The sequence below is a fragment of the Rhodococcus sp. 21391 genome (assembly GCF_016772255.1).
GTDB classification, from domain to species: Bacteria; Actinomycetota; Actinomycetes; order Mycobacteriales; family Mycobacteriaceae; genus Rhodococcus_F; species Rhodococcus_F opacus.
The window spans coordinates 4,247,189-4,271,605 of the sequence record NZ_CP063781.1; the positions used below are offsets into that span (position 1 = coordinate 4,247,189).

A 24,417-nucleotide genomic window follows, 5' to 3' on the forward strand; every position below is an offset into this window, starting at 1 on the left:
CTGATCGGGTACCGAAATAGAAACGAGGCGAACACCTGCCGTGAGCAGCAGCTCTACATCCCAGTTCGGACAGAACCAGTGGCTGGTTGACGAAATGTACCAGCGTTTCCAGGACGATCCGTCGTCCGTGGACGCGAGTTGGCACGAATTCCTGACGGATTACTCTCCCGACGCCGCCGCCAAGGCAGGCGCAGCCAACGGACACGGCACGAACGGCACCACCACCGCCGCACCTGCTGCCGCTCCCTCCGCCAAGGCGTCGACTCCCCCGGTTCCCGAGTCCGAGACCGCACCCAAGCCTCAGACCAAGACGGCCAACGGTGCAGCGCCGAAGACTGCACCCAACGGTGCAGCTCCGAAGGCTGCTGCCCCGAAGACCGAGGCCTCCACGAAAGCCGCACCCGCGAAGGAGACCGCGGCGAAGGACGCGAAGGCGTCCGCTCCCGCTCCTGCCGTAGACGAGTCGAAGGTTCTCCGCGGCGCAGCTGCTGCCGTCGCCAAGAACATGTCGGCCTCGCTGGCCATTCCGACCGCCACCAGCGTTCGCGCCATCCCTGCGAAGCTGATGTTCGACAACCGGATCGTCATCAACAACCACCTCGCCCGTACCCGCGGCGGCAAGATCTCGTTCACGCACCTGCTGGGTTACGCGATCGTGCAGGCGGTCAAGGCGTTCCCGAACATGAACCGGCACTTCGCCGAGATCGACGGCAAGCCCAACGCGGTCACCCCCGCACACACCAATCTCGGTCTGGCCATCGACCTGCCTGGCAAGGACGGCAGTCGGTCCCTCGTCGTCGCCGCGATCAAGAACACCGACACCCACAACTTCACGCAGTTCTACAGCGCCTACGAGGACATCGTCCGGCGCGCGCGTGACGGCAAGCTCACCGCCGAGGACTTCTCGGGTGTCACGATCTCGCTCACCAACCCCGGCGGCATCGGCACCGTGCACTCCGTGCCGCGACTGATGAACGGCCAGGGCGCCATCATCGGTGCCGGCGCGATGGAGTACCCCGCCGAGTTCCAAGGCGCGAGCGACGAGCGCCTCGCCGAGATCGGCGTCGGCAAGCTCATGACGCTCACCTCGACGTACGACCACCGCATCATCCAGGGTGCCGAGTCCGGCGACTTCCTCCGGACCATCCACAACCTGCTGATCAGCGACGAGTTCTACGACGAGATCTTCCACGCGCTGCACATCCCGTACGAGCCGGTCCGCTGGCGCAAGGACGTGCCCGAAGGCGCCGTCGACAAGAACACCCGTGTTCTCGAACTGATCGCCGCGTACCGCAACCGCGGTCACCTGATGGCCGACACGGATCCGCTGCAGTTCGTCAAGGACAAGTTCCGCAGCCACCCGGACCTGGACGTCCGCACGCACGACCTGACCCTGTGGGACCTCGACCGCGAGTTCAAGGTCGGTGGCTTCCACGGCCAGGAGAAGATGAAGCTGCGCGACGTGCTCAGCGTGCTGCGCGACGCGTACTGCCGCCACGTCGGCGTGGAGTACACGCACATCCTGGAGCCGGAGCAGCAGCAGTGGCTGCAGGACCGGGTCGAGGCGCACCACGTCAAGCCCACGGTCGCTCAGCAGAAGTACATCCTGAGCAAGCTCAACGCCGCCGAGGCGTTCGAGACGTTCCTGCAGACCAAGTACGTCGGCCAGAAGCGGTTCTCCCTGGAGGGCGCCGAGTCCGTCATCCCGATGATGGACGCCGTCATCGACCAGGCCGCCGAGCACCAGCTCGACGAGGTCGTCATCGGCATGCCGCACCGCGGTCGCCTCAACGTTCTCGCGAACATCGTCGGCAAGCCGTACTCGAAGATCTTCACCGAGTTCGAGGGCAACATGAACCCGGCGGCCGCGCACGGCTCCGGCGACGTGAAGTACCACCTCGGCGCCGAGGGCACGTATATCCAGATGTTCGGCGACAACGACATCACCGTGTCGCTGACGGCCAACCCGTCGCACCTCGAGGCGGTCGACCCGGTCCTCGAGGGCCTGGTCCGCGCGAAGCAGGACATCCTCGACAAGGGTGAGGACGGCTTCACCGTCCTGCCACTCATGCTGCACGGCGACGCCGCGTTCGCCGGTCAGGGTGTCGTGGCCGAGACGTTGAACCTGGCACTGCTGCGCGGGTACCGCACCGGCGGCACCGTGCACATCGTGGTCAACAACCAGGTCGGTTTCACCACCGCCCCGGAGTACTCGCGTTCGTCCGAGTACTGCACCGATGTCGCGAAGATGATCGGCGCGCCGATCTTCCACGTGAACGGCGACGACCCCGAGGCCTGCGTCTGGGTCGCCCAGCTCGCTGTCGACTTCCGGGAGAAGTTCCAGAAGGACGTCGTCATCGACATGATCTGCTACCGCCGTCGCGGTCACAACGAGGGCGACGACCCGTCGATGACGCAGCCGGCGATGTACGACGTGATCGACACCAAGCGCAGCGTGCGTAAGAGCTACACCGAATCCCTGATCGGCCGCGGCGACATCTCGCTGAAGGAAGCCGAAGACGCACTCCGCGACTACCAGGGCCAGCTGGAACGGGTGTTCAACGAGGTTCGCGAACTCGAGAAGTACACGCCGGAGCCCAGTGAGTCGGTCGAGCTCGACCAAGTGCTGCCCACGAAGTTGAAGACGTCCGTCGACGAGTCGGTGCTCGAGCGGATCGGCGACGCGTTCGTCAATGTGCCCGAGGGCTTCACCGTGCACCCGCGCGTCAAGCCGGTCATCGAGAAGCGCCGCGAAATGTCCCGCGAGGGCAAGATCGACTGGGCGTTCGCCGAGCTGCTCGCATTCGGTTCGCTGGTCGACCAGGGCAAGATGGTTCGCCTGTCCGGCCAGGATTCCAAGCGCGGCACGTTCACGCAGCGTCACTCGGTGCTCATCGACCGCAAGACGGGCGCCGAGTACACCCCGCTGCAGAACCTGGGCAGCGAGAACCCCGGAAAGTTCCTGGTCTACGACTCCGCACTCAGCGAGTTCGCCGCCGTCGGCTTCGAGTACGGCTACTCCGTGGGCAACCCGGACGCGCTCGTGCTGTGGGAGGCGCAGTTCGGTGACTTCGTCAACGGCGCGCAGTCGATCATCGACGAGTTCATCTCGTCCGGTGAGGCCAAGTGGGGCCAGCTGTCCGACGTCGTGCTGCTGCTGCCGCACGGCCACGAGGGTCAGGGTCCCGACCACACGTCCGGTCGGATCGAGCGCTTCCTGCAGTTGTGCGCCGAGGGTTCGATGACCGTGGCCGTGCCGTCCACCCCGGCCAGCTACTTCCACCTGCTGCGTCGTCACTCGCTCGACGGAATCCGCCGCCCGCTGGTCGTCTTCACACCGAAGTCGATGCTGCGGAACAAGGCCGCGGTCTCCGACGTCGAGGACTTCACCACCGGCAAGTTCCGCTCGGTGTTCGAGGAGCCCACGTACGAGACGGGCGACGCCGAACGCGACAAGGTTCGTCGTGTCCTCCTCGTCAGCGGCAAGCTGTACTGGGAGCTGCTGGCGAAGAAGCAGAAGGACAACCGCGAGGACATCGCGATCGTCCGTATCGAGCAGCTGTACCCGGTTCCGAGCCGTCGTCTCCGCGAGACGCTGGACCGCTACCCGAACGCCACCGAGTTCCGGTGGGTTCAGGAGGAGCCGGCGAACCAGGGTGCGTGGCCGTTCTTCGGTCTCGCTCTGCCCGAGTTGCTGCCCGACAAGCTGTCCGGAATCAAGCGCATCTCGCGTCGTTCGATGTCGGCACCGTCCTCGGGTTCGAGCAAGGTGCACGCTGTGGAACAGCAGGAGATCATCGATGAAGCCTTCGGCTGAAGAGCGTGTAACGGATGAAGCGTTCAGCTGAGCGTTTGATTGACTGATCTGCCATTGAGCCGGGTCGAGTTCACTCCACGGAGCGGATTCGACCCGGCTTCGTGGTATCTGGACCTGCCCTCGGTGGCGGAACTGTGCGACAACGGGCTGGCATTCGAGCGGCCGCTCACGGTGATCGTGGGTGAGAACGGTGTCGGGAAGTCGACGTTGGTCGAGTCGATCGCCGCGGCCTGGCAGGGCGGGTTCCGCGGGGCGCAGGACCGGTTGTGGTCGGCGGGATCCAGCCCCGAGGACGCGGACCTCGGCACTCACCTCACGTGTGTCGGCGCCCGGCCGCAGCCGTACGGCGGGTGTTTCCTGCGTGCCGAGTCGATGCATTCGCTGTTCGGTGCGGCCGACGAGTCACGTCCCCGCGCGGACGATCCGTCGTTCAACCAGCTCTCGCACGGTCAGTCGTTCCTGCGGTACGTCGCCGACCGTCCGATCGGCGTGGGCCTGTGGATTCTGGACGAGCCGGAGGCCGCGCTGTCGTTCCAGTCCTGCCTGGCGCTGCTCGGCGTGATCGCGGATCTCGCAGAGGAGGGCTCGCAGGTGATCATGGCGACGCATTCTCCCCTCCTCGCTGCCGCGCCCGGCGCCGCGATCTGGGAACTCACCGACGAGGGCATCGACTACCCCGAGTGGAATCAGCTCGACCTCGTCCGCAACTGGCGGTCGTTCCTCGACGGACCCGACCGCTTCCTGCGGCATCTCTAGGCCGGCCCCGCCTGCTGCCCAGCCTCCGCCCGCGACCTCACGGACCGGACGGCGAGGGCGGTGGCGGCGAGGAGTCCGCCGAGGGCGGCGAGGGTGAGCGCGTCGGGGTGGATCAGCGGCTGGCCGCGGAACGCCTGCCACGTGAGCACGGCGAGCAGCCCGGCGTAGGCGAGCGCCAGCACGGCCATCAGGGAGGCTCGGGTTCCCTCGCTGCGGAGCCCACGGAATCCGCGACGCGAGGACGCTCAGGACGAGGGCGCCGATCAGCATCACCTGCAGGCCGTGCAGTCCGACGAAGTGCGGGATGTGGTGCTCCAGTTGGTGACCGGCAGTCCCGGATTCTCGTCGGTGACGCCGGCGCTGTGCCGCGCGGCGACTTCGGCGACGCGGCCGTTCGCGTCGGTAGTCGTCTGGCGACCCTGGAATCCCATGAGGTAGCCGAGTGCCATCCCGGCCACCGCCAGGAACAGGCCTGCATGGATGGCTCGGGTGAGGGGACGATCCCCCACGCGCTGGAACAGCAGAATCAGGGCGATCACGAGGTTCGCGACGAACAGTCCGGGGACACCACGTACTGGCCGATCGTGTTGACGGCGTCGTCGGACGTGTTGAAGTGGCTGAACGTTCCGCGCGCAGCCTGCACCGCGATGAATCCGACGTCGAGGATGCCGGTCACGGCGAACACCGTCGCCATGGCGCGCGTCCATCTGCTGCCTCGGTGCGGGAGGGTCAGCAACCACGCCAAAGTGGCCCCGTAGAGCGCAAGGAGACCGTGAACTTCAGCGGCTCGAGCCACACGGACACCCCGAGCACGGTCCGGTCGTCGCTGAGGAGGCCGACGGCGCACACCAGCGCGAGGGCGGACATCGCGGCGACCATCACCGCCAGCGGCACCTGGCGGGACGCGACGACGCGGGAGCGGAGATCGAGGGTGGTCATGACGAGAACGCTGGAAACGTCGCATGCGTCACCACGTCACGCCGGGGAACGAAACCGGTGTCACCCGGGGGGTACTACGGGTGTGCCCCGAGTACTAGGGGTGTCGGGTCGTGGTGGCCGACACCAGCGCGGCGGCGATCTCGGGTGCGGCGGCGACAGCGAGCGCGGGAAGGGCCTGAACGTTGAGTTCGATCAGTTCGTCGCGGGTCAGGTGCGGGTCGCGCAGCCAGGTGATCGTGACTTCCTCGACATAGGCGATCCAGCCCCGGACCGCGAGTTCGACCGCCCGGGTGGGCTCGATTCCGATCGCAGGCAGTTGTTCGAGGGTCCGTTCGGACATCACGGCGCGGGTCTCCTCGAAGACGGCGCGCATATCCGGGTCGCCACTCGCCGTTCCCCGCAGGAGCGACACGTACGTGCCCCGGTTCTCGCTGACGTAGTCGACGTACGACGCGAGCACCGAGCGCAGGATCTGCATCGGATCCCGTGCTTCCCCGACGTACGGGTCGGGGGCGGTGCGGGCGAGCATCTCGCTGCTGGTGTGCCGGACGATCTCGAGGTGGAAGTCGTGCTTGGACGCGAAGTAGTGGAACAGGAGGCCGCGGGAGACACCCGCCTGATCGGCGATGTCCTCGACGGAGATCTGCTCCAACGGGCGCTGCGCCAGCATCTTGGCACCGAGATCGATCAGTTGCGCGCGCCGTTGTTCGGGGCTGAGACGGGTCCGCTTCACGACGTCCATGAGACAAGACTACTGAATGAAGGTCAATAGGCTATTGACTGCCCCTCAATAGCGCCCTATTGTTTCTTACATGAGTCTCCCCGTCACAGATACTTCAGCCACCACCGCAGGTGTCCGGCACATCGACACGCTGATCATCGGCAGCGGGTTCGCCGGCCTCGGCGCGGCGATCAAGCTGACCCAGGCAGGCAAGACCGACTTCCTCGTGCTCGAACGCGGCACCGACGTCGGAGGTACCTGGCGAGACAACACGTACCCGGGCGCGGCGTGCGATGTTCCCTCACATCTGTACTCCTACTCGTTCGCACTGAACCCGGAGTGGACCCGGTCGTTCTCGACGCAGCCGGAGATCCAGAAGTACATCCAGTCGGTGGCCGACAAGTACAAGGTGCGCGACAAGCACCTGTTCGGCTGTGACGTGCAGTCCGCCCACTGGAACGAGTCGACCACCCGCTGGGAGGTCACCACCACGAAGGGGAACTTCGTCGCGAAGGTCCTCGTCTCCGCGGTCGGCGCGCTGTGCGAGCCGTCCCTCCCGGACATCAAAGGCATCGAAGGCTTCCAGGGCGAGATCTTCCACTCCGCCCGCTGGAACCACGACGCCGACCTGACGGGGAAGCGCGTCGCCGTCATCGGCACCGGCGCCTCGGCCATCCAGATCGTGCCCGCCATCGGCAAGAAGGTGTCGCACCTCGACGTGTACCAGCGCACGGCGCCGTGGATCCTGCCCCGTGCGGACCGCGAGTACACGAAGCTCGAGCACGCCGCGTTCAAATACCTCCCCGGCTTCCAGAAGCTGTGCCGCACCGGCATCTACTGGATGCGCGAGAGCCAGGTCGTCGGACTCGCGAAGGCCCCGGTCTTCATGAAGCCGCTGCAGCTCGCGGCCGAGCGCCACCTGCGCCGCCAGATCAAGGACAAGGATCTGCGCAAGAAGGTCACGCCGAACTTCCAGATCGGCTGCAAGCGCATGCTGATCTCGAACAACTACTACCCCACCCTCGCGCAGGACAACGTCGACCTGGTGACCGACGGCATCGCCGAGGTCACGGCCAACTCGGTGATCTCGAAGGACGGCACCGTCCGCGAAGTCGATGCCATCGTCGTCGCCACCGGCTTCCACGTCACCGACTCCCCCACGTTCGAGGGCATCTTCGGCAAGGACGGGCGCTCGCTCGCCGACGTCTTCGACGAGGGCGGCCAGCAGGGCTACAAGGGCGCGGCGATCGCGAACTTCCCCAACATGTTCTTCCTGGTGGGCCCGAACACGGGCCTGGGCCACACCTCGATGGTCTACATGATCGAGTCGCAGCTCAATTACCTCGTCGACGCCCTTCGGACGCTCGACAAGTACGGCATCGGCAAGATCGAGGTCCGTCAGGACGCCCAGGACCGGTACAACGCCGAACTCCAGGAGAAGCTGTCGCACAGCGTCTGGAACAACGGTGGGTGCGCCAGCTGGTACCTCGACAAGCACGGCAACAACACCACGCTGTGGCCGGGCTTCACGTTCCAGTTCCGGAACGAGACGAAGCGCTTCGACCTCACCGCATACGACAGCGTGGCCACCGCCGATCTGCCTGCACCCGTGCACGTGAACGGCAAGACCCCCGGCCCCGCCGCCATCCCGGCACAGATCGACCTCGACGACGACAAGGTGACAGCACAGTGAGCGAGTTCGCAGGCAAGGTAGTCGTGATCACCGGAGCCGGTTCCGGTATCGGCAGGGCGCTCGCCCTCAACCTGGCGGGCCGGGGTGCCAGGTTGGCGATCTCGGACATGGACACGGTCGGGCTCGCCGAGACGGCACGCCAGGCCGAGGCGTTGGGCGCCGAGGTCAAGGCCGATCACCTGGACGTCACCCAGCGCGAGGCCGTGCTCGCGTACGCCGACGAGGTGCGGGCGCACTTCGGCAAGATCAACCAGGTGTACAACAACGCCGGCATCGCCTACCACGGCGAGTTCGAGAAGTCCGAGTTCAAGGACATCGAGAAGATCATGGACGTGGATTTCTGGGGAGTCGTCAACGGCACCAAGGCTTTCCTGCCGCATCTCATCGCGTCGGGCGACGGCCACGTCGTGAACGTCTCGAGCCTCTTCGGGCTGCTGTCCATGCCGGGTCAGAGCGCGTACAACTCGGCGAAGTTCGCGGTGCGCGGTTTCACCGAGTCGCTGCGCCAGGAGATGCTGATCGCCAAACACCCCGTCAAGGTGACGTGTGTGCACCCCGGTGGCATCAAGACGGCCATCGCCCGCAACGCCACCGCGGGACCGGGCGAGGACCTCGACACGTTCGCGAAGTTCTTCGACCAGAAACTCGCACGCACCACTCCGGAAGCGGCGGCGGCGACCATCGTGAACGGTGTCCGCAAGGGCAAGCCGCGCGTCCTGATCGGCGCCGACGCCAAGTTCCTCGACGCCTGGGTGCGGCTCGTCGGACCGAGCTACCAGCGTGTGGTTGCCCTCGTCGCCGGACGAGTCCTCCCCAAGTCGAACTGAGGTACCGATGAGCTTCCACCTGCCGCTGCCGGTCGTCGCGACGGCACTCCGGCCGTTCTACCGCCTCAGCCTCAACGCCCGGCTTCCGCACACCGTCCAGAGGGCGTTCCTCGACCTCGGCGCTCCGCTTCAGCAGGTCCCTGCTGGTGCCGTCGTCCGCCCGACCTCGCTGGCCGGGCGGCCGGCGGAGCGAATCACGGTGGGAGCTACCGAACGCCGGACCGCCGTGCTCTACCTGCACGGTGGGGCGTACACCATCGGTTCGCTCGCCACGCACCGTTCGCTGGCCGCTCACATCGCCAGGGAATCCGGCAGTGTCGTCTACACCCTCGACTACCGGCTGGCCCCGGAGCATCCGTTCCCGGCGGGGCTCGAGGACGCGGTCGCGGCGTACCTGGAACTGAACACCGAGCACGGTTACGAGACAGAGCAACTCGCGATCGCGGGCGATTCGGCGGGCGGTGGCCTGACGGTTGCCACCGCGCGCCGCCTGATCGACCGGCACGGTGTCACTCCGGCCGCGTTGGCGCTGATCGCCCCGTGGGTCGATCCCGGCAGGCGTGACACGTCCCGGGACCGGGATCTCGTGGTCAACACGGCGTGGTCGTTCGACGCCGCCGAGAAGTACCTGGGCAACGGGGACGCACAAGATCCGGGTTACGCACCGCTGCACGGAAATCTGGCGGGACTACCGCCGACGCTGATCCACGTCGGGGTCGACGAGGTGCTCTACCCGCAGATCATGGAATTCGTCGACAAGCTGGACGAGTCGGACGTGGACGTCACGCTCACCGAGTACGCCCGGCTGTGGCACGTCGCCCACCTGCAGGCGTCCCTGGTCCGCGAGGCCGCGGATGCGGTCGCGGAACTCGGGGCGTTCCTGGGTTCACAGATGAGCGTCGAGCCACACCCGCGCCACGTCGGCTGAATCGGCACCACCGCGGACCTGGCCGATCATGTCGGCCAGGTCCGCGGTCGTCAGCTCACCCGCCACGACGTTCAACGCCTTCAGCTGGGCTTCGGTGAGAGTTCCGATCCGGAACAGCGGCACCACGTTCTGTGCGGTGAACACGTGATCGTCGTCCGCCAGCAGCACCAGATCGGCGTCCGAGACGTCCGGTGACGCGGTGGTCACCCCGGCCACCCGCACGGCTCCGTCCGCCGATACCGGGGCGGCGAGTTCGCCGACGGCCGCGGCGTCGTCGGCCACTGTCCGGGTCTGCGCGAACGTGCAGCCGGTGAGGTCGGGAAGCGCGTCGGCCTCGAACGCCGGGGCGAGCACGGCAGTGCTCCTGCTGCACGAGGGAACGAGTTCGTCGAGGGTGGTGAGATCCAGCTGCCCCGACGTCTGCGAGGTCACGGCCAGCGCCGACCTGTCCTCGGCAGCCGCGAAGTCGGAGATCGAAAGCCCCTGCGGCAGAGCCTTGCTCAACGCCTCGAACACATCGTCCTGTTCCGTCTCCGCCGATTCGGGGTCGTAGTAGCGCAGCAACCGGCCCGTGAACTCCGGCACCAGCGTGACGTTTCCGGCATCGAGCTGCCCGAGGTACGCGGTCCGGTCGCCGAGTCCCCCGTCGGTGACGACCGGCGCCCCGGTCGAACGCAGGGCACCCGCATAGATTTCGGCCAGGATCCGGCTCTCCGCGCCGTCACCCGCACCCACCACGATCTCGCCCTGCCCCTGCCCCGCGGAACCGTCGAGGGTCGTGTCACCACCTGCGCATCCCGACGCCACCCCCGCGACCAGTAGCAGCGCGGACCCGGCGATCAGGGCCCGGGACCATGCCGCCGGGCGCTCGGCCGATCCGTCTGTCCGTGTGTGTGCCACGTCGAGCCTTTCGTTTACCTCGAGCTGGTCGAAAACCGTGCTCTGTCCGCCCCTATCGTTACACTGGCCAACCGATGGCGCGGACACGCGTCCACCGGTTTCCGTCGGCAGGTCCGGCGCCGGTGACAACGGGAAGGACGCTCATGCGCACCTCACGAATTCTGTCGGGCTTCACCCGCCGCTCCGTTGGCACTATCGCTCTCGCGACGGTGGCCGTCGTGTCGCTCGCGGCGTGCGGTGGCGGATCCGACCCCCTGTCCGCCGGCGGCGAGGGATCGGGTGACGACCCGAACACGATCATCGTGGGATCCGCGAACTTCCCCGAATCGGAGACGGTCGCGAACATCTACACCGAGGTCCTCCGTGCCAACGGGTTCGACGTGACGACGAAGTTCAACATCGGCAGCCGTGAGGCCTACATTCCTGCGCTCAAGGACGGGTCGATCGACGTCATCCCCGACTACACGGGCAACCTGCTGCAGTATCTCGACCCGGATTCGACGGCCACGAGCGCCGCCGACGTGGACGCCGCGCTGCCGGCCGCGCTGGGTTCGGAACTGACGATCACCACGCCGGCCCCGGCCGAGGACAAGGACGCCGTCGTCGTCACGAAGGAGACGGCGCAGCGCTGGAACCTCACCTCCATCGCGGATCTCGCGGCGCACTCGAACGAGGTCAAGTTCGGTGCACCCGCCGAATTCCAGGAACGCCCCGGTGGCCTGCCCGGCCTGAAGGCCAAGTACGGCCTGGACATCACGGCCGACAACTTCGTCCCGATCGCCGACGGCGGCGGTCCGGCCACGGTGGACGCCCTCGCGTCGGGACAGATCACGGCCGCCGACATCTTCACGACGTCCCCGGCCATCGCGCAGAACGGTTTCGTGGTGCTGGCGGATCCGCAGAACAACTTCGCGGCGCAGAACGTCGTGCCGGTGGTGCGCGCCACCAAGTCCTCCGACAAGCTGACCCGGGCGCTCGACGCACTGTCGGCGAAGCTGACCACCGAAGAGCTTGTCGCGCTCAACGATTCCGTGTCGGGTGACGCGAAAACCGAGCCGACGGCGGCCGCGAAGCAGTGGGTGACGGACCAGGGGCTCGACAAGCCGGTCTCGTAGAGGAGCCTGCCGTGATCACATTCTCGGGAGTCACCAAGCGGTACCCGGACGGCACGACGGCGGTCGACAGCCTCGACCTGGAGATCGACGCCGAATCGTTCACGGTCTTCGTCGGGCCGTCGGGCTGCGGCAAGACCACGTCGATGCGGATGATCAACCGGATGATCACCCCGACCGCGGGAACGATCACGGTCGACGGCCGCGACATCGCCCAAACCGACGCGGTCAAGCTTCGACTCGGCATCGGCTACGTCATCCAGAGCGCCGGACTGCTGCCGCACCGCACGGTGGTCGACAACGTCGCGACCGTGCCTGTGCTGCGCGGCGACTCACGACGCAACGCCCGCAAGGCCGCGTTGGCGGTGCTCGAACGGGTCGGACTCGACCCGGCGCTGGCGTCCCGCTATCCCGGGCAGCTGTCCGGCGGGCAGCAACAACGCGTCGGGGTCGCGCGGGCGCTGGCCGCCGACCCGCCGATCCTGCTGATGGATGAGCCGTTCAGCGCCGTCGATCCCGTTGTCCGCGAAGATCTGCAGGCCGAGATGCAGCGCCTGCAGGCCGAGATGCGCAAGACGATCGTGTTCGTCACCCACGACATCGACGAGGCCGTCAAACTCGGCGACCGGGTGGCGGTCTTCGGGCCGGGTGGCCGGTTGCAGCAGTACGACGCGCCCGACACGGTGCTGTCCGCGCCGGCCACCGATTTCGTCGCCTCGTTCGTGGGACGCGACCGCGGGTACCGCGGACTGTCGTTCCGGACGGCAGATCAGGTTCCGCTGCACACCATCCGGACGGCGACCGAGAAGGAGTTGCCGGCGCTCCGGCTCGAGCGGGGTGAATGGGTCCTGGTCGTCACGGACGCGGGCGTACCGCGGGGGTGGATCGACGTCACCGGCGTCGAGGGGGCGCGGGCCGGACGGCCCGTCTCCGAATGCACTGCGGCGGGCGGATCCCTCTTCTCCCCCGGCTCCGACCTGCGGCAGGCTCTGGACGCGGCCATCTCGTCTCCGTCGGGTATCGGAGTGGCCGTCGACGCGGACGGCGCGGTCACCGGCGGCATCCTCGGCTCCGAGGTGATCGCGAAGCTGGCCGAGCAGCGGGCGGCCGAGGATCGCGCGAGGGGTGAGCACTTCTTCACTGCCCAACCGGCAACCCCGGACGGGCCGTGATCTGATGCGGTGGCTCATCGACAACTTCTCGGTCGTCGTCGACCTGACGAAGACCCATCTCTACCTCGCGCTGGTTCCGCTCCTGATCGGGTTGCTCATCGCGGTCCCGGTCGGGACCGCGATCCGGGGTGCGTCCTGGCTGCGGAAGATCACGCTGATCGTCGCGGGCATCGCGTTCACGATTCCGTCGCTGGCATTGTTCGTGACAATCCCCTCCGTCGTCGGACTGCAGATCCTGGATCCGCTCAATGTGGTGATCGCGCTGACGATCTACTCCACCGCCCTGCTCATCCGCGCCGTGCCCGAGGCCCTCGACTCCGTTCCCGCCGACGTCGTCGACTCGGCCACCGCGATGGGCTTCACCCGGCTCCGCCGGGCCCTGACCGTCGAATTGCCCCTCGCGCTGCCGGTTCTCGTCGCGAATGTGCGAGTGGTGGCCGTGACCAACATTTCGCTGGTGTCGGTGGGTTCGCTGATCGGGATCGGCGGTCTCGGCACCCTGTTCACCCAGGGCTACCAGCGTGACTACCCGGACCAGATCCTCGCCGGGATCATCGCGATCGTCGTTCTGGCCCTCGCATTCGACCTGCTGCTGTTCCTGGTCGGCCGGGCACTGACACCGTGGACCCGGCAGCAGAAGGTCCGGCGCACGCCGCTGGTCGCGGGACAGTCGGCGGCCCCGGCCGCAGGGGAGGCTTCGTGAACATCTTCGGCGGCGCATGGGAGTACATCGTCGATCCGGGTAACTGGTCGGGAAGCACCGGAATCGGCACCCGCATCCTCGAACACCTCTGGTACAGCTTCCTGGCGGTCGCACTGTCCGCGGTGGTCGCGGTGCCGATCGGTCTGATCATCGGACATCTGCGCAAGGGCGACGTGGTCGTGGTCGGTCTCGTCAACGCGCTCCGCTCGCTGCCGACGCTGGGTCTGCTGACGTTCCTGGTGCTGCTGCTCGGGCTGGGTCTGATCCCGCCGATCCTGGCCCTGGTGATCCTCGGAATCCCGCCGGTGCTCGCGGGCACGTACGCGGGTGTCGCGAACGTCGACCGGACGGTCGTGGACGCCGCCCGCGCGATGGGAATGACCGAGTGGCAGGTCCTCACACGTGTCGAGGCCCCGAATGCGCTGCCGCTCATGCTCAGCGGGCTACGCAACGCAACCCTGCAGATCATCGCGACCGCAACGGTCGCCGCGTACGTCAACCTCGGCGGCCTGGGACGCTACATCTTCGACGGACTGGCGCTGCGCCAGTACGACCGGGTGCTCGTCGGTGCACTGCTCGTGACGATCCTCGCCCTCGTCGTGGACGGCCTGCTCGCCCTGGCGGTGTGGGCGTCCGTTCCGGGGACCGGCCGCCTGCGCCGCAACCCGAGCGCCGAGCAGATCGCCGAGCGCGCGTCGTAGCGAAGAAGTCGCCCAAGGCAAACACCCCGACACCGGAACCGTGGGTGCGGGTTCCGGATCGGGGTGCTCGACGGATTCTCGCTAGTCGGTGACGCCTTCTGCGCGAGCAACGGCGGCGACTGCCTCCGCGACAGCGGGGGCGACGCGAGGATCGAGCGGGCTGGGAACGATCTTGTCTACAGCCAGCTCGTCACCGACGACCGAGAGGATTGCCTCGGCGGCGGCGAGCTTCATACCTTCGGTGATCCGGCGGGCACCGGCATCGAGCGCACCCCGGAACACACCGGGGAAGGCCAGCACATTGTTGATCTGGTTCGGGAAGTCACTGCGTCCGGTGGCCACGATCGCCGCATGCTTGCGGGCGATGTCCGGGTGGATCTCCGGGTCCGGGTTCGACAACGCGAACACGATGGAATCCTCGGCCATCGTCGCGATCAGCTCCTCCGGCACGGTGCCGGCGGACACCCCGAGGAACACGTCCGCCCCGTCGAGGGCTTCGACAATGCCGCCGCGGCGGCCGGCCGGGTTGGTGCGCGCGGCCAGGTCGACCTTGACCTCGTTCAGGTCCTTGCGGTCGGCGGAGACGATGCCCTTGGAATCGAGGACCGTCACATCGGCGATCCCCGCGGCGAGCAGGATGTTCGCGCAGGCGACACCGGCGGCGCCGGCACCGGAGATGACCACCCGCAACTGGTGGAGGTCGCGGTCCTGGACCTTGACCGCACCCTTGAGGGCGGCCAGGACGACGATGGCGGTGCCGTGCTGGTCGTCGTGCATGACCGGGCAGTCCAGGGCCTCGATGACGCGCTTTTCGATCTCGAAGCAGCGCGGTGCGGAGATGTCCTCCAAATTGACCGCCCCGAAGCTCGGGCGCAGCCGGATCAGGGTCTCGACGATCTCGTCGGGGTCCTTGGTGTCGAGGACCAGCGGGATCGAGTTCAGGCCCGCGAAGTTCTTGAACAGGGCCGACTTGCCCTCCATCACCGGCAGGGAGGCGCGGGGGCCGATGTCCCCGAGGCCAAGCACCGCGGAGCCGTCGGAGACGACGACCACGAGGCGGCTGGTCCAGGTGTACCGGTCGGCGAGGGTTTCGTCGGCGGCGATGGCGCGGGAGACCTGCGCGACACCGGGCGTGTAGGCGATGGACAGGGCGCGCTGCGTATCGAGGGCGGTCGTGGTCTCAACCGAGAGCTTCCCCCCGATGTGGCCGGCGAAGATCTCCTCGTCGGTCAGCTCGACCTTCTGCGGTGTGGTGGGTTCGGACACGATGGACACGATGACACTCCTGCTAAGTCCAGGCTCACTCGGGGCCGGGTTACTGAGAAGTAACCGTGAGGATCGGCGCTGATCTTCACAGTTACTCCACGAACGACAACTGAGGGTGAAGCTTCCGGGGTGCGCGATCACGATGGCCGCAGAACTTCCGAAGCGTCATGGCACGGGCGGGTGAGCCCTGGCAACACTGCCATAAACCCCCGCCGAAGGGCGGTGGCGCCGACGTCGGAGTGGTGCTAAGTCTGGCACGAATATCGATGCACAATCAAATTGCCACGAGAGTCAGATGTCTCACGTTTTCTGGCCTCTACCTGTGAGAACAAGTTACCCGTGGGTCACTGTGAGAGCCGGTTTCATATAACGCGCCGGGCGTCCGTCAACCCCACCACTGGGTAGCCAGCAGTAGCGCCGCCGCCGCGAGGACGGCGACGGATGCGACCACGGCGACGAGACCGTCGCGGCGGTCCGCAAACCTTTGCGCCACGATCACGAACACGGACGCGACCAGGTGTGCGGTGATGGAGATCGTCCCCGGGCCGGGGAAGCCCCGGCCGCCGCCCACGTAGGCGGAGCCGATCACGACGAGGCAGAGGATCACCACGCCGGCGGCGACGGCCCCGCTGAGGGCGCGCAGTGCGCGGACCACGAGAGGGCTGCGTCGCGGTCCGGTGGCCGTCACCGTCCGCGGGAGGATGGGAGCATAGGGGTCGTACCGCTCGGACTCGTGCGTGTTCATGCCGAGACCACCTGCACCCCGGATGCTTTCGATACGAGGGTGTCGAATTCGTCGGTGTCCGTCGAGAACTCGCCGAGCCGGATGGCCTTGTTCGTGCCGTGGTAGTCGGAGGAGCCGGTGACGACCAGACCGCACTCGTCGGCCAGTTCCTGCAGTACCCGCGCGTCGTCCGACGAGTGGTCGGGGTGATGTACCTCTAGCCCGTGGAGACCGGCTCCCGCCAGGTCACGGACGTGATCGAGTGACAGTAGTCGTCCCCTCGTGCGGGCCCGTCCGTGGGCGAGGACGCTCACGCCCCCGGCCTCCGCCACCAGTTGCACGGCGTCGTCGAGTGGGGTGTCCGACTTGTCGACGAAGTACCTGCCGCGTGGGGCCAGCAGATCCACGAACGCCTCACCGACGCTGCCCACCACACCGGCGCGCATCAGAGCCCTGGCCAGGTGCGGGCGCCCCGCTGCGGGTCCCGCCTCCGCGAGCACCTCGTCGGCGTCGATGGGCAGACCGTCCTCCATCATCAACTCGGCCATCGCGCGGATTCGCACGATCCGCTCGTTCCGCAACCGTTCCCGCTCGCGTGCGAACGCCGCGTGCGCGGGATCGAACAGGTAGGCGAGGAGATGCACCGCGACCGGGCGTCCGTCTTCACCGCGCCCCTCGCAGGACATCTCCATGCCGCGCACCAGCGCGAGCCCCGCAGGCAACGCCGAGACCGCTTCGGCCCACCCCGCGGTCGTGTCGTGATCGGTGATCGCCACGATGTCGAGTCCCGCCGCCCCCGCGGCGCGCACCAGGTCCGCCGGGCTGTCGGTTCCGTCGGAGGCCGTCGAATGAGTGTGGAGATCGATGAGCACCAGACCAGTCTGTCAGGTGTCGCGGCACGGGGTCCGAGCGTGCGGCCCGGAGGCCTGGCGTGTCGTGCGACGCCGCCGGCCCGGAGCGGGTGCTGACGTACGATTCACCAGCAGCGTTTCCGACTCGACGGTGAAGGGAGGGGCCCGTGCCGTCTGTGCCCTCGCTCCCCAAGCGCGGCAGCGACAAGAATCAGCGCAGCGGTGACAAGGACCCGGGCCCCAGGATCCGCATCCCGACCGCGCGCGCCATCGTCGACTGTGGTGTGTATGTCGACGGCACGAGGCTTCCCGGCAAGTACACGCACCAGGCCGCGATGGCCGAGGTCCGCACACGGGGTGAAGGATTCGTGTGGGTCGGGCTGCTCGCCCCCGACGAGGGGCAGATGGAGAGCGTGGCCGAGACGTTCGGGCTGCACGAATTGATGGTCGAGGACGCCGTCCACGCCCACCAGCGGCCGAAGCTGGAACGCTACGACGACGTGCTGTTCCTGGTGCTGCGGACCGTCAACTACGTGCCGCACGAGTCGGTGGCCACCGCCAGCGAGATCGTCGAGACCGGCGAGATCATGGTGTTCGTGGGCGCCGACTTCGTCATCACCGTGCGGCACGGTGACCACTCCCCGCTCGCGAACGTCCGCCACGCGCTGGAGGCGAACCAGGAGCGGCTCGCACTGGGCCCGTACGCGGTGCTGCACGCCGTCGCGGACCACGTGGTGGACACGTACCTCGAGGTCACCCAGGCCATCGAGGAGGACGTCGACGGCATGGAGGAGGCGGTGTTCAGTCCGCGCAGCAGCGTCGCGGTCGAACACATCTACCTTCTCAAGCGCGAGATCGTCGAACTCCGCAAGTCGGTGAACCCGCTGTCCAATCCGCTGCTCCGGCTGACGCGATCCCCGGGCAATCCGGTGCCGAAGGAGATCCGCCGCTACTTCCGCGACGTCCTCGACCACCACACGACCGTCGCCGAGCGGATCGCCGAATACGACGAGGTTCTCAGCTCACTCGTCGATGCCGCCCTCGCGAAGATCGCCGTGCAGCAGAACACCGACATGCGCAAGATCTCGGCGTGGGTGGCCATCGCGGCAGTGCCGACGATGATCGCGGGCATCTACGGCATGAACTTCGACAACATGCCCGAACTACATTGGCAGTACGGCTATCACGGCGTGGTGTTCGTGATCGCGTCGGTGACGGTGGGCCTGTTCGTCACGTTCCGCCGGAACCACTGGCTCTAGAGGGACGCGGCACCGCGGTGCGGATCGCGGACGTCGATGCCCGCCTCCGCCCAGGCGTCGCGCAGTGCGCCGGCGCCGCGCAGTCGGACCCACGCCGCCTCGGTGCCGGTGATCGGCACGACCGCGAGGAACCGCACGGCCTCCGCGGGTTCGGGCAGCGGGAGGTCGGGGACGGACGACTCACCGAGCAGCACGGCCGTGAACGGTGTGTCCTTCCACAGCGGCTCCCCCAGGTCGAGCAACGCGTCCTCGACGAGAACCACGCCTTCCACCGACGGCGCCGCCGCCAGGACCGCGAGTGTGCGCGCAACTCCCGACGCCACCCCGGCCCCGCCGCGCAGGGTGAGGATCAGTTCGGCGCGGGGGCCCCGGAGAGGGTCGGCCACCAGCTCGCCGGGGTCGCCCATCGGGTGCCGGGAGCACCCCAGGGTCACGTAGCGAACCAGATCCTCGTCGTCGGGTGCGAACCGCAGCACGTCCAGCGGCTCGACGCCCAGGAACGTCACCGATGCCGCAGTCGGCTCCGGTCCCCCGATCTGCCCCAGCAGGTGCGCGCGAACAGAGGCCACAACGCTGTCAGTCACCCCGCAATCAAACCACCGAAGCCGCTCACCCGTCCTCCGGCCTCGCGAGCCGGTAGTTTCGGAGCATGGTCTCGGTACTCGCAGTGTCCGACGAGACGATCGAGTCGCTGTGGAGTTCGCAGGTGCGTGCCATGGACGTCGACTTGATCCTCGGTGCGGGCGATCTCCCGTTCGACTACCTGGAGTACCTGATCGACGCGCTCGACGCGCCGTGCGTCTTCGTGCCGGGCAACCACGACGCCGATCTGTCCGGCTACTCCGCGGGACGTGTCGGATGGATGCGGGCGGGTCTGCCCTCGGCGTGGCCGGGGCCCTGCGGCGCGGTCAACGCGGACGGCCGGATCGTGCGGATCGCGGGCCTGCGCATCGCGGGCCTGGGTGGGTCGATCCGCTACAACGACGGCCCCAATCAGTGGACCGAGCGGCAGCAGCGGCGGCGGGCGCGCAACCTGGCGCTGACGAGTGCGTGGCACGCACGCCGCTCGGGTGTGTCCGGCGTCGACGTGCTGCTCACGCACAGCCCACCCCGCGGAGTGGGCGACCAGGAGGATCCACCGCACCGGGGTTTCGAATGCTTCGAGACCCTGGCGGGCAGGTTGCAGGCCCGCGTCATGATTCACGGGCACGTCCACCCGTACGGCCGGGCGGCCGAGGACCGCACGCTCGGCGCGACGACGGTGATCAACACCGTGGGATTCACCCTGATGGAGTTGGCCCCGGGTGCCGACCCCACCATCGTCAGGCGCAGGCATGGCACGTGACACCGGGTTCCCCGCCGCCGACGCGGAGAACGATTTCACCCGCCAGCGTCGTCGCGCCGAGTTGTCGCGGCTGGTCAGCTGGCTTCGCCGCGAACCGGACGACGTCAACGAGATCCTGCCGTTCGACGAGGTGGTCGCGGCAGTCGGACGGGTCGGGGAACGATCGCTCGGACTGCAGGTGATCCCGGTCAACTCCATCGTCGGGAGCGTCGACCGGACCCGCGACTTCGACCGGTTCTTCCGGCCCACGTCCACCCGCGTGCGCGAGCGCTGGCAACGGCTGGCGGCCGCGCAGCGCCGGGGCGAGTCGGTGCCGCCGATCCAGGTGTATCGGATCGGGTCCATGCACTTCGTCAGCGACGGCCACCACCGCGTCTCCATCGCGTACGCGATGCACTGGAGCACGATCGACGCCTACGTCACCGAGATCCAGACCAAGATCTCCCCCGACGGGATCGCGCAGCGGGGCGACCTGGTCATCAAGGATCACCGCCGCCTGTTCCTCACGCGGGTGCCGTTGAGCGGGCCGCAGCGGGCGGCCGTGGTCGTCACCGATCCCTGGGAGTACGCCGAGATCAGCCAGAGCGTCGAGGCGTGGGGCTTCCGGCTCATGCAGGAGGTGGGCGAATTCCTCAGCCGTGAGACCGTGGCCCGGCGCTGGTTCGGTGAGGAGTTCCTGCCGGTGGTCCGGATGCTGCGGGCCGCGGAGATGCTGCCCGACCACACCGACGCCGAGGCCTACCTGTGGGTGGCGCGCGAGCGGTACCGCCTTGTGCGCCAGCATGTCTGGAACGACGAGATCATCGCCGAGCTCAGTCATCTCGCACCGCGCAGGCACAAACCGGCTAGTCCGTGAACCGCACGACGCGCTCGGGCGCGTCGGGGTGCGCGAACTTCAACAGTCGCCTGCCCTCCGCCTCGATCGCGGTGCGGTGCGTCTTCGCGATCTTCGCCAACGGCTCCACGTCGAGTACCGCACGGGACTTCTCGACCACCGTCGTGGTGAACGCCGCGACCCTGCCGTTCACCAGGACGGCAGGTTTGATGATGCCGTTCTGGGTGAAGACCTTCTTCCGCACGTCGTCGTCGAGGAGGCGCCCGCGGTCCGCGTGCGAGAGCAGCACGTTGTCGAACGGCGCGAGGATGCGGACGGGGGCGGGGGCGCCCGGGTCGGGGCGGGGTGCGTCGGGAAGGTCGAAGAGTTCCGGACCCGATTCCCCCGCGAACACCCGGAGTTCCGGCCGCAGCCGGTCCAGGACCTCACCGAGCCGGGTCAGTCCCGACCAGGCCTGGGCGTCCCGCGCGCTCGCGGGGCCGAACGCGGCGAGGTAGCGCAACAGCATCGTGTCGATGGACGGCGCGGCGGACAGTGGACGACCCACCCACGACTCCAGCGTCGACAGCGCCGGCTGCCCCGACCTGCCCCACAGCCCGCGCGGCGGAACCTGGACCATCGGGACCAGTCCCCGCACCCCGTGGGCGAGCGCGGCGCCGTCGCGGCCGGGGAACCGCTCCTCGAGCAGGGGCCGCATCTGCGATTGCGTGCGGGGTTCGTCACGCACCAGTTCGCGTCCCGCGGCGGCGAGGGCGCCGAGGTCGATCCCGTCGAGACTCGACCGGTACTGCGTGTTGGTGTGGAGGTCGCGGTCGAGCAGCGGTTGCGTCAGCGGACGGAACGAGAGCGCGTCCGAGGACGACAGGGCGAACACCGTCCCGCGCATCGCGACGATCCGCACCACCGCGCGTTTCTCGATGAGGTCCGACAGCGACTCGGCGCGGAATCGTGTCAACCGCGCCCACAGTGCGAAGTACGGCGGGGCCGGAGCCTGGGCCTGCAGTCCGCAGAGGTGCTCGATCATGTCGAGGGCGGACGCGCCCGAACGGCTCAGCAGCGATTGCCGGGCCAGTGTCGCCCTGCCCAGCGCTCGATTCGACATGCGGTCGGACCCCACCGTGAACCCCTTCGTTAGTTAGCCCCAGTACCGTATTTGATTACGCCCGTTCACCGACCCCTCAAGGAGGACCCCATGGCCGCCGGATCGACCACCGCAGCCAGGGCTCTCCTGCCCGTCATGTGCTTCGTCGTGATGATTGTCGCCGTTCTGCAGACGTTGGTGGTGCCGATCGTCGGGACCATCGGTGCGCAACTCGACGTCGGCCCCACCGCCGTCGGCTGGCTCCTCACCGCGAACCTCCTCGCCGCCGCCACCGCGACACCCGTCCTCGGCCGCCTCGCCGATCTCCGCGGCAAACGACCCGTCCTGCTCGGTGTGCTCGTGGTCGTGCTGCTCGGCTCCCTGATCGGTGCGCTGTCGACGTCCGTGGGAGTGCTGATCTTCGCCCGCGTGCTCCAGGGCGTGTCGTTCGCGCTGTTTCCCATCGGCATCGCGGTCCTGCGTGACGAACTTCCCGCCGAGAAGCTGACCGGGGCGATGGGGATCTTCTCCGGCACCCTCGGATTCGGCGGATGCTTCGGCATCGTCCTCACCGGTGTGCTGGTCTCCGACGGCGCCGACTTCCACCGCATCTTCTGGCTGTCGTCGGCCATCACCGCCGCCGGACTCGTCCTCGCCTGGATCGCCATCCCCCGCCGCCCGCGCGTCGGCACGGGTTCCATCGACTGGATCGGCGCGGCCGGTCTCGCCGCCGGCCTGGTCCTGGTCCTGCTGCCGCTCGCCGAGGGCGGAACCTGGGGCTGGACGTCGCCCGTCACCATCGTCAGCGGAATCGCCGGAATCCTGGTCCTGATCGGCTGGTTCCTCTACGAACGCGGGATCACCGACCCACTCGTCGCGCCCCGGCTGCTGACCAACCCACCCGTCCTCGTCACCCACCTGTCCGCGCTCGTGGTCGGCATGTCGATGTTCGTGATGTTCCTGGGCAGCTCGTACTTCGTCCAGACCCCGCGCGCGGTGACCGGATACGGCTTCGGGGCCACCGTCCTCGAGGCCAGCACCGTCTACCTGCTGCCGGGCGCGATCAGCGGCGTCCTCGCCTCGATCCTCAGCGGAAAACTGATCCACCGCTTCGGTTCCCGTGCCGTCCTCATCGCCGCGAGCGTCGTCGGCGTCAGCGGTTTCGTCGTGTTCGTCCTCGCCCACGACCGCACCTGGGAAGTCATCGCGGCCATCCTGCTGGTCAACACGTACATCAGCCTCGCCTACGCGTCGCTGCCGTCGCTGCTCGTGGCCGAGGTCCGGCAGGACGAGACCGGCGTCGCGAACAGCATCAACTCCATCGCCCGGTCCGTGGGCAGTTCATTCGCCAGTGCGCTGCTCGCGACCCTGCTCGCCGGCATCACCATCGACGGAACGGACGTCCCGACCGAATCGGCGTACGTGATCGCGTTCGTCGTCGGCGCGACCGCGGCCGCCCTCGCCGGGCTGCTGCCGTTCTTCGGGATCACGCGCACCACCCGCACCCCGTCCGACGAGGAGGAGGACGAGGTCCACGCGACCGCCCTCGCGGCCGAATGGGGCACGGTCGGTGGCCTCGGCGGAGCGAACACCAGAGATTCGGGTGAGCGCTCCGGTCAGAGCGTGAGGTTGGCTCCGGAGTCCTGATCGAACAGGGCGATCTTCGCCCGGTCGAACCACAGTTCCACCGGTCTGCCGTGCGCCGCGGACGATTCGGTCGACAACCGGGCGACCAGCTGCCCGCCGCCTGCGACCGCGGTCCCCGAGTCGGCGGCGAGCTCCTCGAGTTCCCGGGAGGTCACCTGCGGTCCCTCGGCCGTGAAATAGGCGTACTTGTCCGAACCCATCGACTCGAGCACCTCGACGTTGGCCGTGAACGTGGCACCGGCCGCCCTCTGCCCCTCGTCCACGAGCCCCACGTCCTCGAAGTGCTCGGGCCGGATCCCGACGACGACGTCCTTCGCCGTGTTCGACGACCCGATCGTGGCGCGTGTCTCCGGAGGCAGTGTGAACTCGCCGAGCGGCGTCGACACCCCGTCGGCGGTGAGCTGCCCCGGGAAGAAGTTCATCGACGGCGAGCCGATGAACCCGGCGACGAACAGGTTGTTCGGGTGGTCGTACAGATCCTGCGGCGCCCCGATCTGCTGGACCACGCCGCCCCGCAGCACCACCACCCGATCGCCGAGGGTCATCGCCTCGGTCTGGTCGTGCGTGACGTACACCGTGGTGGTGCCGAGTCGCTGTTGCAGCCGGGCGATCTCGGTGCGCATCTGGACGCGGAGTTTGGCGTCGAGGTTCGACAGCGGCTCGTCCATCAGGAACGCCTTGGGGCTGCGGACGATCGCCCGGCCCATCGCGACCCGCTGCCGCTGTCCGCCCGACAGATTGGCCGGTTTGCGATCGAGGTGCTGGGTGAGGTCGAGGATCTTGGCGGCGTCGTCCACCTTCGCCGCGATGTCCGACTTCGACATCTTCGCCAGGGTGAGCGGGAACGCGATGTTCTGCCGCACCGTCATGTGCGGGTACAGCGCGTACGACTGGAACACCATCGCGATGTCGCGGTCCTTCGGCGCCTTCTCGTTGACCCGCTCCCCCGCGATGCGCAGTTCACCGGACGAGATGTCCTCCAGCCCGGCGATCATGTTGAGAGTGGTCGACTTTCCGCAACCGGACGGTCCGACCAGAATGATGAATTCGCCGTCGGCGATCGTGATATCGACGTCGCTCACCGCCTTGGCGCCGTCCGGGTACAGCTTCGTCACCTTGTCGAGCACGATTTCGGCCACA

General features: G+C 67.9%; 25 protein-coding genes. 13 read left to right on the plus strand and 12 right to left on the minus strand.

Annotated elements, in window-relative coordinates; translation table 11 throughout:
• Positions 1–40: 40 nt before the first annotated feature.
• Both GO592_RS19675 and GO592_RS19680 read left to right on the plus strand, forming a co-directional pair.
• A complete protein-coding gene (locus tag GO592_RS19675) occupies positions 41–3,817 on the plus strand; it encodes a multifunctional oxoglutarate decarboxylase/oxoglutarate dehydrogenase thiamine pyrophosphate-binding subunit/dihydrolipoyllysine-residue succinyltransferase subunit (RefSeq protein WP_080606086.1) in 3,777 nt (1,258 codons plus the stop codon).
• A gap of 39 nt (positions 3,818–3,856) precedes the next feature.
• A complete protein-coding gene (locus GO592_RS19680; RefSeq protein ID WP_039950361.1) occupies positions 3,857–4,573 on the plus strand; it encodes an AAA family ATPase in 717 nt (238 codons plus the stop codon).
• On the opposite strand, the gene GO592_RS44550 is transcribed toward GO592_RS19680, so the two are convergent.
• The 5 genes from GO592_RS44550 to GO592_RS19695 all read right to left on the minus strand — a co-directional run bounded on the left by GO592_RS44550 (position 4,570) and on the right by GO592_RS19695 (position 6,254).
• Positions 4,570–4,761 carry a hypothetical protein gene (locus tag GO592_RS44550; RefSeq protein WP_237720341.1) on the minus strand — a complete coding sequence of 64 codons (192 nt, stop codon included), beginning with the start codon at positions 4,759–4,761 and terminating at the stop codon, positions 4,570–4,572. The genes GO592_RS19680 and GO592_RS44550 overlap by 4 nt on opposite strands.
• Before the next feature lie 81 nt (positions 4,762–4,842).
• The gene (locus GO592_RS44555) at positions 4,843–5,112 is read right to left on the minus strand and encodes a hypothetical protein (RefSeq protein ID WP_237720340.1); all 270 of its coding nucleotides are present in this window, start codon (positions 5,110–5,112) and stop codon (positions 4,843–4,845) included.
• Positions 5,109–5,267 (minus strand): hypothetical protein, encoded by a 159-nt coding sequence (locus tag GO592_RS44560; RefSeq protein ID WP_237720339.1) that lies wholly within the window; start codon positions 5,265–5,267, stop codon positions 5,109–5,111. Before GO592_RS44560 ends, GO592_RS44555 begins: the two co-directional genes overlap by 4 nt.
• A 35-nt stretch (positions 5,268–5,302) precedes the next feature.
• Positions 5,303–5,512, minus strand: a complete 210-nt coding sequence (locus tag GO592_RS19690) for a hypothetical protein (RefSeq protein WP_039950360.1) — start codon at positions 5,510–5,512, stop codon at positions 5,303–5,305.
• A gap of 94 nt (positions 5,513–5,606) precedes the next feature.
• On the minus strand, positions 5,607–6,254 hold the full coding sequence (locus tag GO592_RS19695; protein WP_005239342.1) for a TetR/AcrR family transcriptional regulator: 648 nt from the start codon (positions 6,252–6,254) through the stop codon (positions 5,607–5,609).
• 70 nt (positions 6,255–6,324) lie between these two features.
• Here GO592_RS19695 and GO592_RS19700 point away from each other — a divergent pair, with 70 nt between their 5' ends.
• The 3 genes from GO592_RS19700 to GO592_RS19710 are packed head-to-tail and all read left to right on the plus strand — an operon-like array spanning position 6,325 to position 9,681.
• Entirely contained in the window at positions 6,325–7,926 is a 1,602-nt protein-coding gene (locus GO592_RS19700; RefSeq protein WP_005253734.1) for a flavin-containing monooxygenase, read from the plus strand.
• Positions 7,923–8,753 carry an SDR family NAD(P)-dependent oxidoreductase gene (locus tag GO592_RS19705; protein WP_007295720.1) on the plus strand — a complete coding sequence of 277 codons (831 nt, stop codon included), beginning with the start codon at positions 7,923–7,925 and terminating at the stop codon, positions 8,751–8,753. Before GO592_RS19700 ends, GO592_RS19705 begins: the two co-directional genes overlap by 4 nt.
• Positions 8,754–8,760: 7 nt before the next feature.
• Entirely contained in the window at positions 8,761–9,681 is a 921-nt protein-coding gene (locus GO592_RS19710) for an alpha/beta hydrolase (RefSeq protein ID WP_007295719.1), read from the plus strand.
• On the opposite strand, the gene GO592_RS19715 is transcribed toward GO592_RS19710, so the two are convergent.
• The gene (locus tag GO592_RS19715) at positions 9,640–10,581 is read right to left on the minus strand and encodes an ABC transporter substrate-binding protein (RefSeq protein ID WP_007295718.1); all 942 of its coding nucleotides are present in this window, start codon (positions 10,579–10,581) and stop codon (positions 9,640–9,642) included. The genes GO592_RS19710 and GO592_RS19715 overlap by 42 nt on opposite strands.
• Before the next feature lie 143 nt (positions 10,582–10,724).
• Here GO592_RS19715 and GO592_RS19720 point away from each other — a divergent pair, with 143 nt between their 5' ends.
• The 4 genes from GO592_RS19720 to GO592_RS19735 are packed head-to-tail and all read left to right on the plus strand — an operon-like array spanning position 10,725 to position 14,269.
• Positions 10,725–11,696, plus strand: a complete 972-nt coding sequence (locus tag GO592_RS19720; RefSeq protein ID WP_007295717.1) for an ABC transporter substrate-binding protein — start codon at positions 10,725–10,727, stop codon at positions 11,694–11,696.
• Positions 11,697–11,707: 11 nt separating this feature from the next.
• Positions 11,708–12,865, plus strand: a complete 1,158-nt coding sequence (locus GO592_RS19725; protein ID WP_007295716.1) for an ABC transporter ATP-binding protein — start codon at positions 11,708–11,710, stop codon at positions 12,863–12,865.
• A gap of 4 nt (positions 12,866–12,869) precedes the next feature.
• Positions 12,870–13,568, plus strand: coding sequence for an ABC transporter permease (locus GO592_RS19730; protein WP_005239327.1), 699 nt, complete (start codon positions 12,870–12,872; stop codon positions 13,566–13,568).
• Entirely contained in the window at positions 13,565–14,269 is a 705-nt protein-coding gene (locus tag GO592_RS19735; protein WP_007295715.1) for an ABC transporter permease, read from the plus strand. The genes GO592_RS19730 and GO592_RS19735 overlap by 4 nt, the downstream gene beginning before the upstream one ends.
• 81 nt (positions 14,270–14,350) lie before the next feature.
• Here GO592_RS19735 and GO592_RS19740 read toward each other — a convergent pair whose 3' ends face one another.
• The 3 genes from GO592_RS19740 to GO592_RS19750 all read right to left on the minus strand — a co-directional run bounded on the left by GO592_RS19740 (position 14,351) and on the right by GO592_RS19750 (position 17,131).
• Positions 14,351–15,544, minus strand: a complete 1,194-nt coding sequence (locus tag GO592_RS19740; RefSeq protein ID WP_202714944.1) for an NAD(P)-dependent malic enzyme — start codon at positions 15,542–15,544, stop codon at positions 14,351–14,353.
• A 376-nt stretch (positions 15,545–15,920) separates the two neighbouring features.
• Positions 15,921–16,280 (minus strand): hypothetical protein, encoded by a 360-nt coding sequence (locus tag GO592_RS19745; protein WP_007298726.1) that lies wholly within the window; start codon positions 16,278–16,280, stop codon positions 15,921–15,923.
• On the minus strand, positions 16,277–17,131 hold the full coding sequence (locus tag GO592_RS19750) for a PHP domain-containing protein (protein ID WP_007298727.1): 855 nt from the start codon (positions 17,129–17,131) through the stop codon (positions 16,277–16,279). Before GO592_RS19750 ends, GO592_RS19745 begins: the two co-directional genes overlap by 4 nt.
• Before the next feature lie 146 nt (positions 17,132–17,277).
• Between GO592_RS19750 and corA the strand changes: the two genes are divergently transcribed.
• Positions 17,278–18,369, plus strand: a complete 1,092-nt coding sequence (corA, locus tag GO592_RS19755) for a magnesium/cobalt transporter CorA (protein WP_007298728.1) — start codon at positions 17,278–17,280, stop codon at positions 18,367–18,369.
• Here the strand turns inward: corA and GO592_RS19760 are convergent.
• Complete coding sequence (locus GO592_RS19760) at positions 18,366–18,953, minus strand: suppressor of fused domain protein (RefSeq protein ID WP_172650346.1); 588 nt, start codon at positions 18,951–18,953, stop codon at positions 18,366–18,368. The two genes, corA and GO592_RS19760, sit on opposite strands and share 4 nt — an antisense overlap.
• 65 nt (positions 18,954–19,018) lie before the next feature.
• On the opposite strand from GO592_RS19760, the gene GO592_RS19765 reads away from it, so the two are divergent.
• Both GO592_RS19765 and GO592_RS19770 read left to right on the plus strand, forming a co-directional pair.
• On the plus strand, positions 19,019–19,714 hold the full coding sequence (locus tag GO592_RS19765; RefSeq protein WP_005264659.1) for a metallophosphoesterase family protein: 696 nt from the start codon (positions 19,019–19,021) through the stop codon (positions 19,712–19,714).
• A complete protein-coding gene (locus GO592_RS19770; protein ID WP_005264657.1) occupies positions 19,704–20,570 on the plus strand; it encodes a hypothetical protein in 867 nt (288 codons plus the stop codon). The genes GO592_RS19765 and GO592_RS19770 overlap by 11 nt, the downstream gene beginning before the upstream one ends.
• Here GO592_RS19770 and GO592_RS19775 read toward each other — a convergent pair.
• Positions 20,560–21,651, minus strand: a complete 1,092-nt coding sequence (locus tag GO592_RS19775) for a winged helix DNA-binding domain-containing protein (RefSeq protein WP_039951974.1) — start codon at positions 21,649–21,651, stop codon at positions 20,560–20,562. The genes GO592_RS19770 and GO592_RS19775 overlap by 11 nt on opposite strands.
• A 90-nt stretch (positions 21,652–21,741) precedes the next feature.
• On the opposite strand from GO592_RS19775, the gene GO592_RS19780 reads away from it, so the two are divergent.
• Positions 21,742–23,277, plus strand: coding sequence for an MFS transporter (locus GO592_RS19780; protein WP_007298730.1), 1,536 nt, complete (start codon positions 21,742–21,744; stop codon positions 23,275–23,277).
• On the opposite strand, the gene GO592_RS19785 is transcribed toward GO592_RS19780, so the two are convergent.
• Positions 23,247–24,416, minus strand: a complete 1,170-nt coding sequence (locus tag GO592_RS19785; RefSeq protein WP_007298731.1) for an ABC transporter ATP-binding protein — start codon at positions 24,414–24,416, stop codon at positions 23,247–23,249. The genes GO592_RS19780 and GO592_RS19785 overlap by 31 nt on opposite strands.
• Position 24,417: the final 1 nt, after the last annotated feature.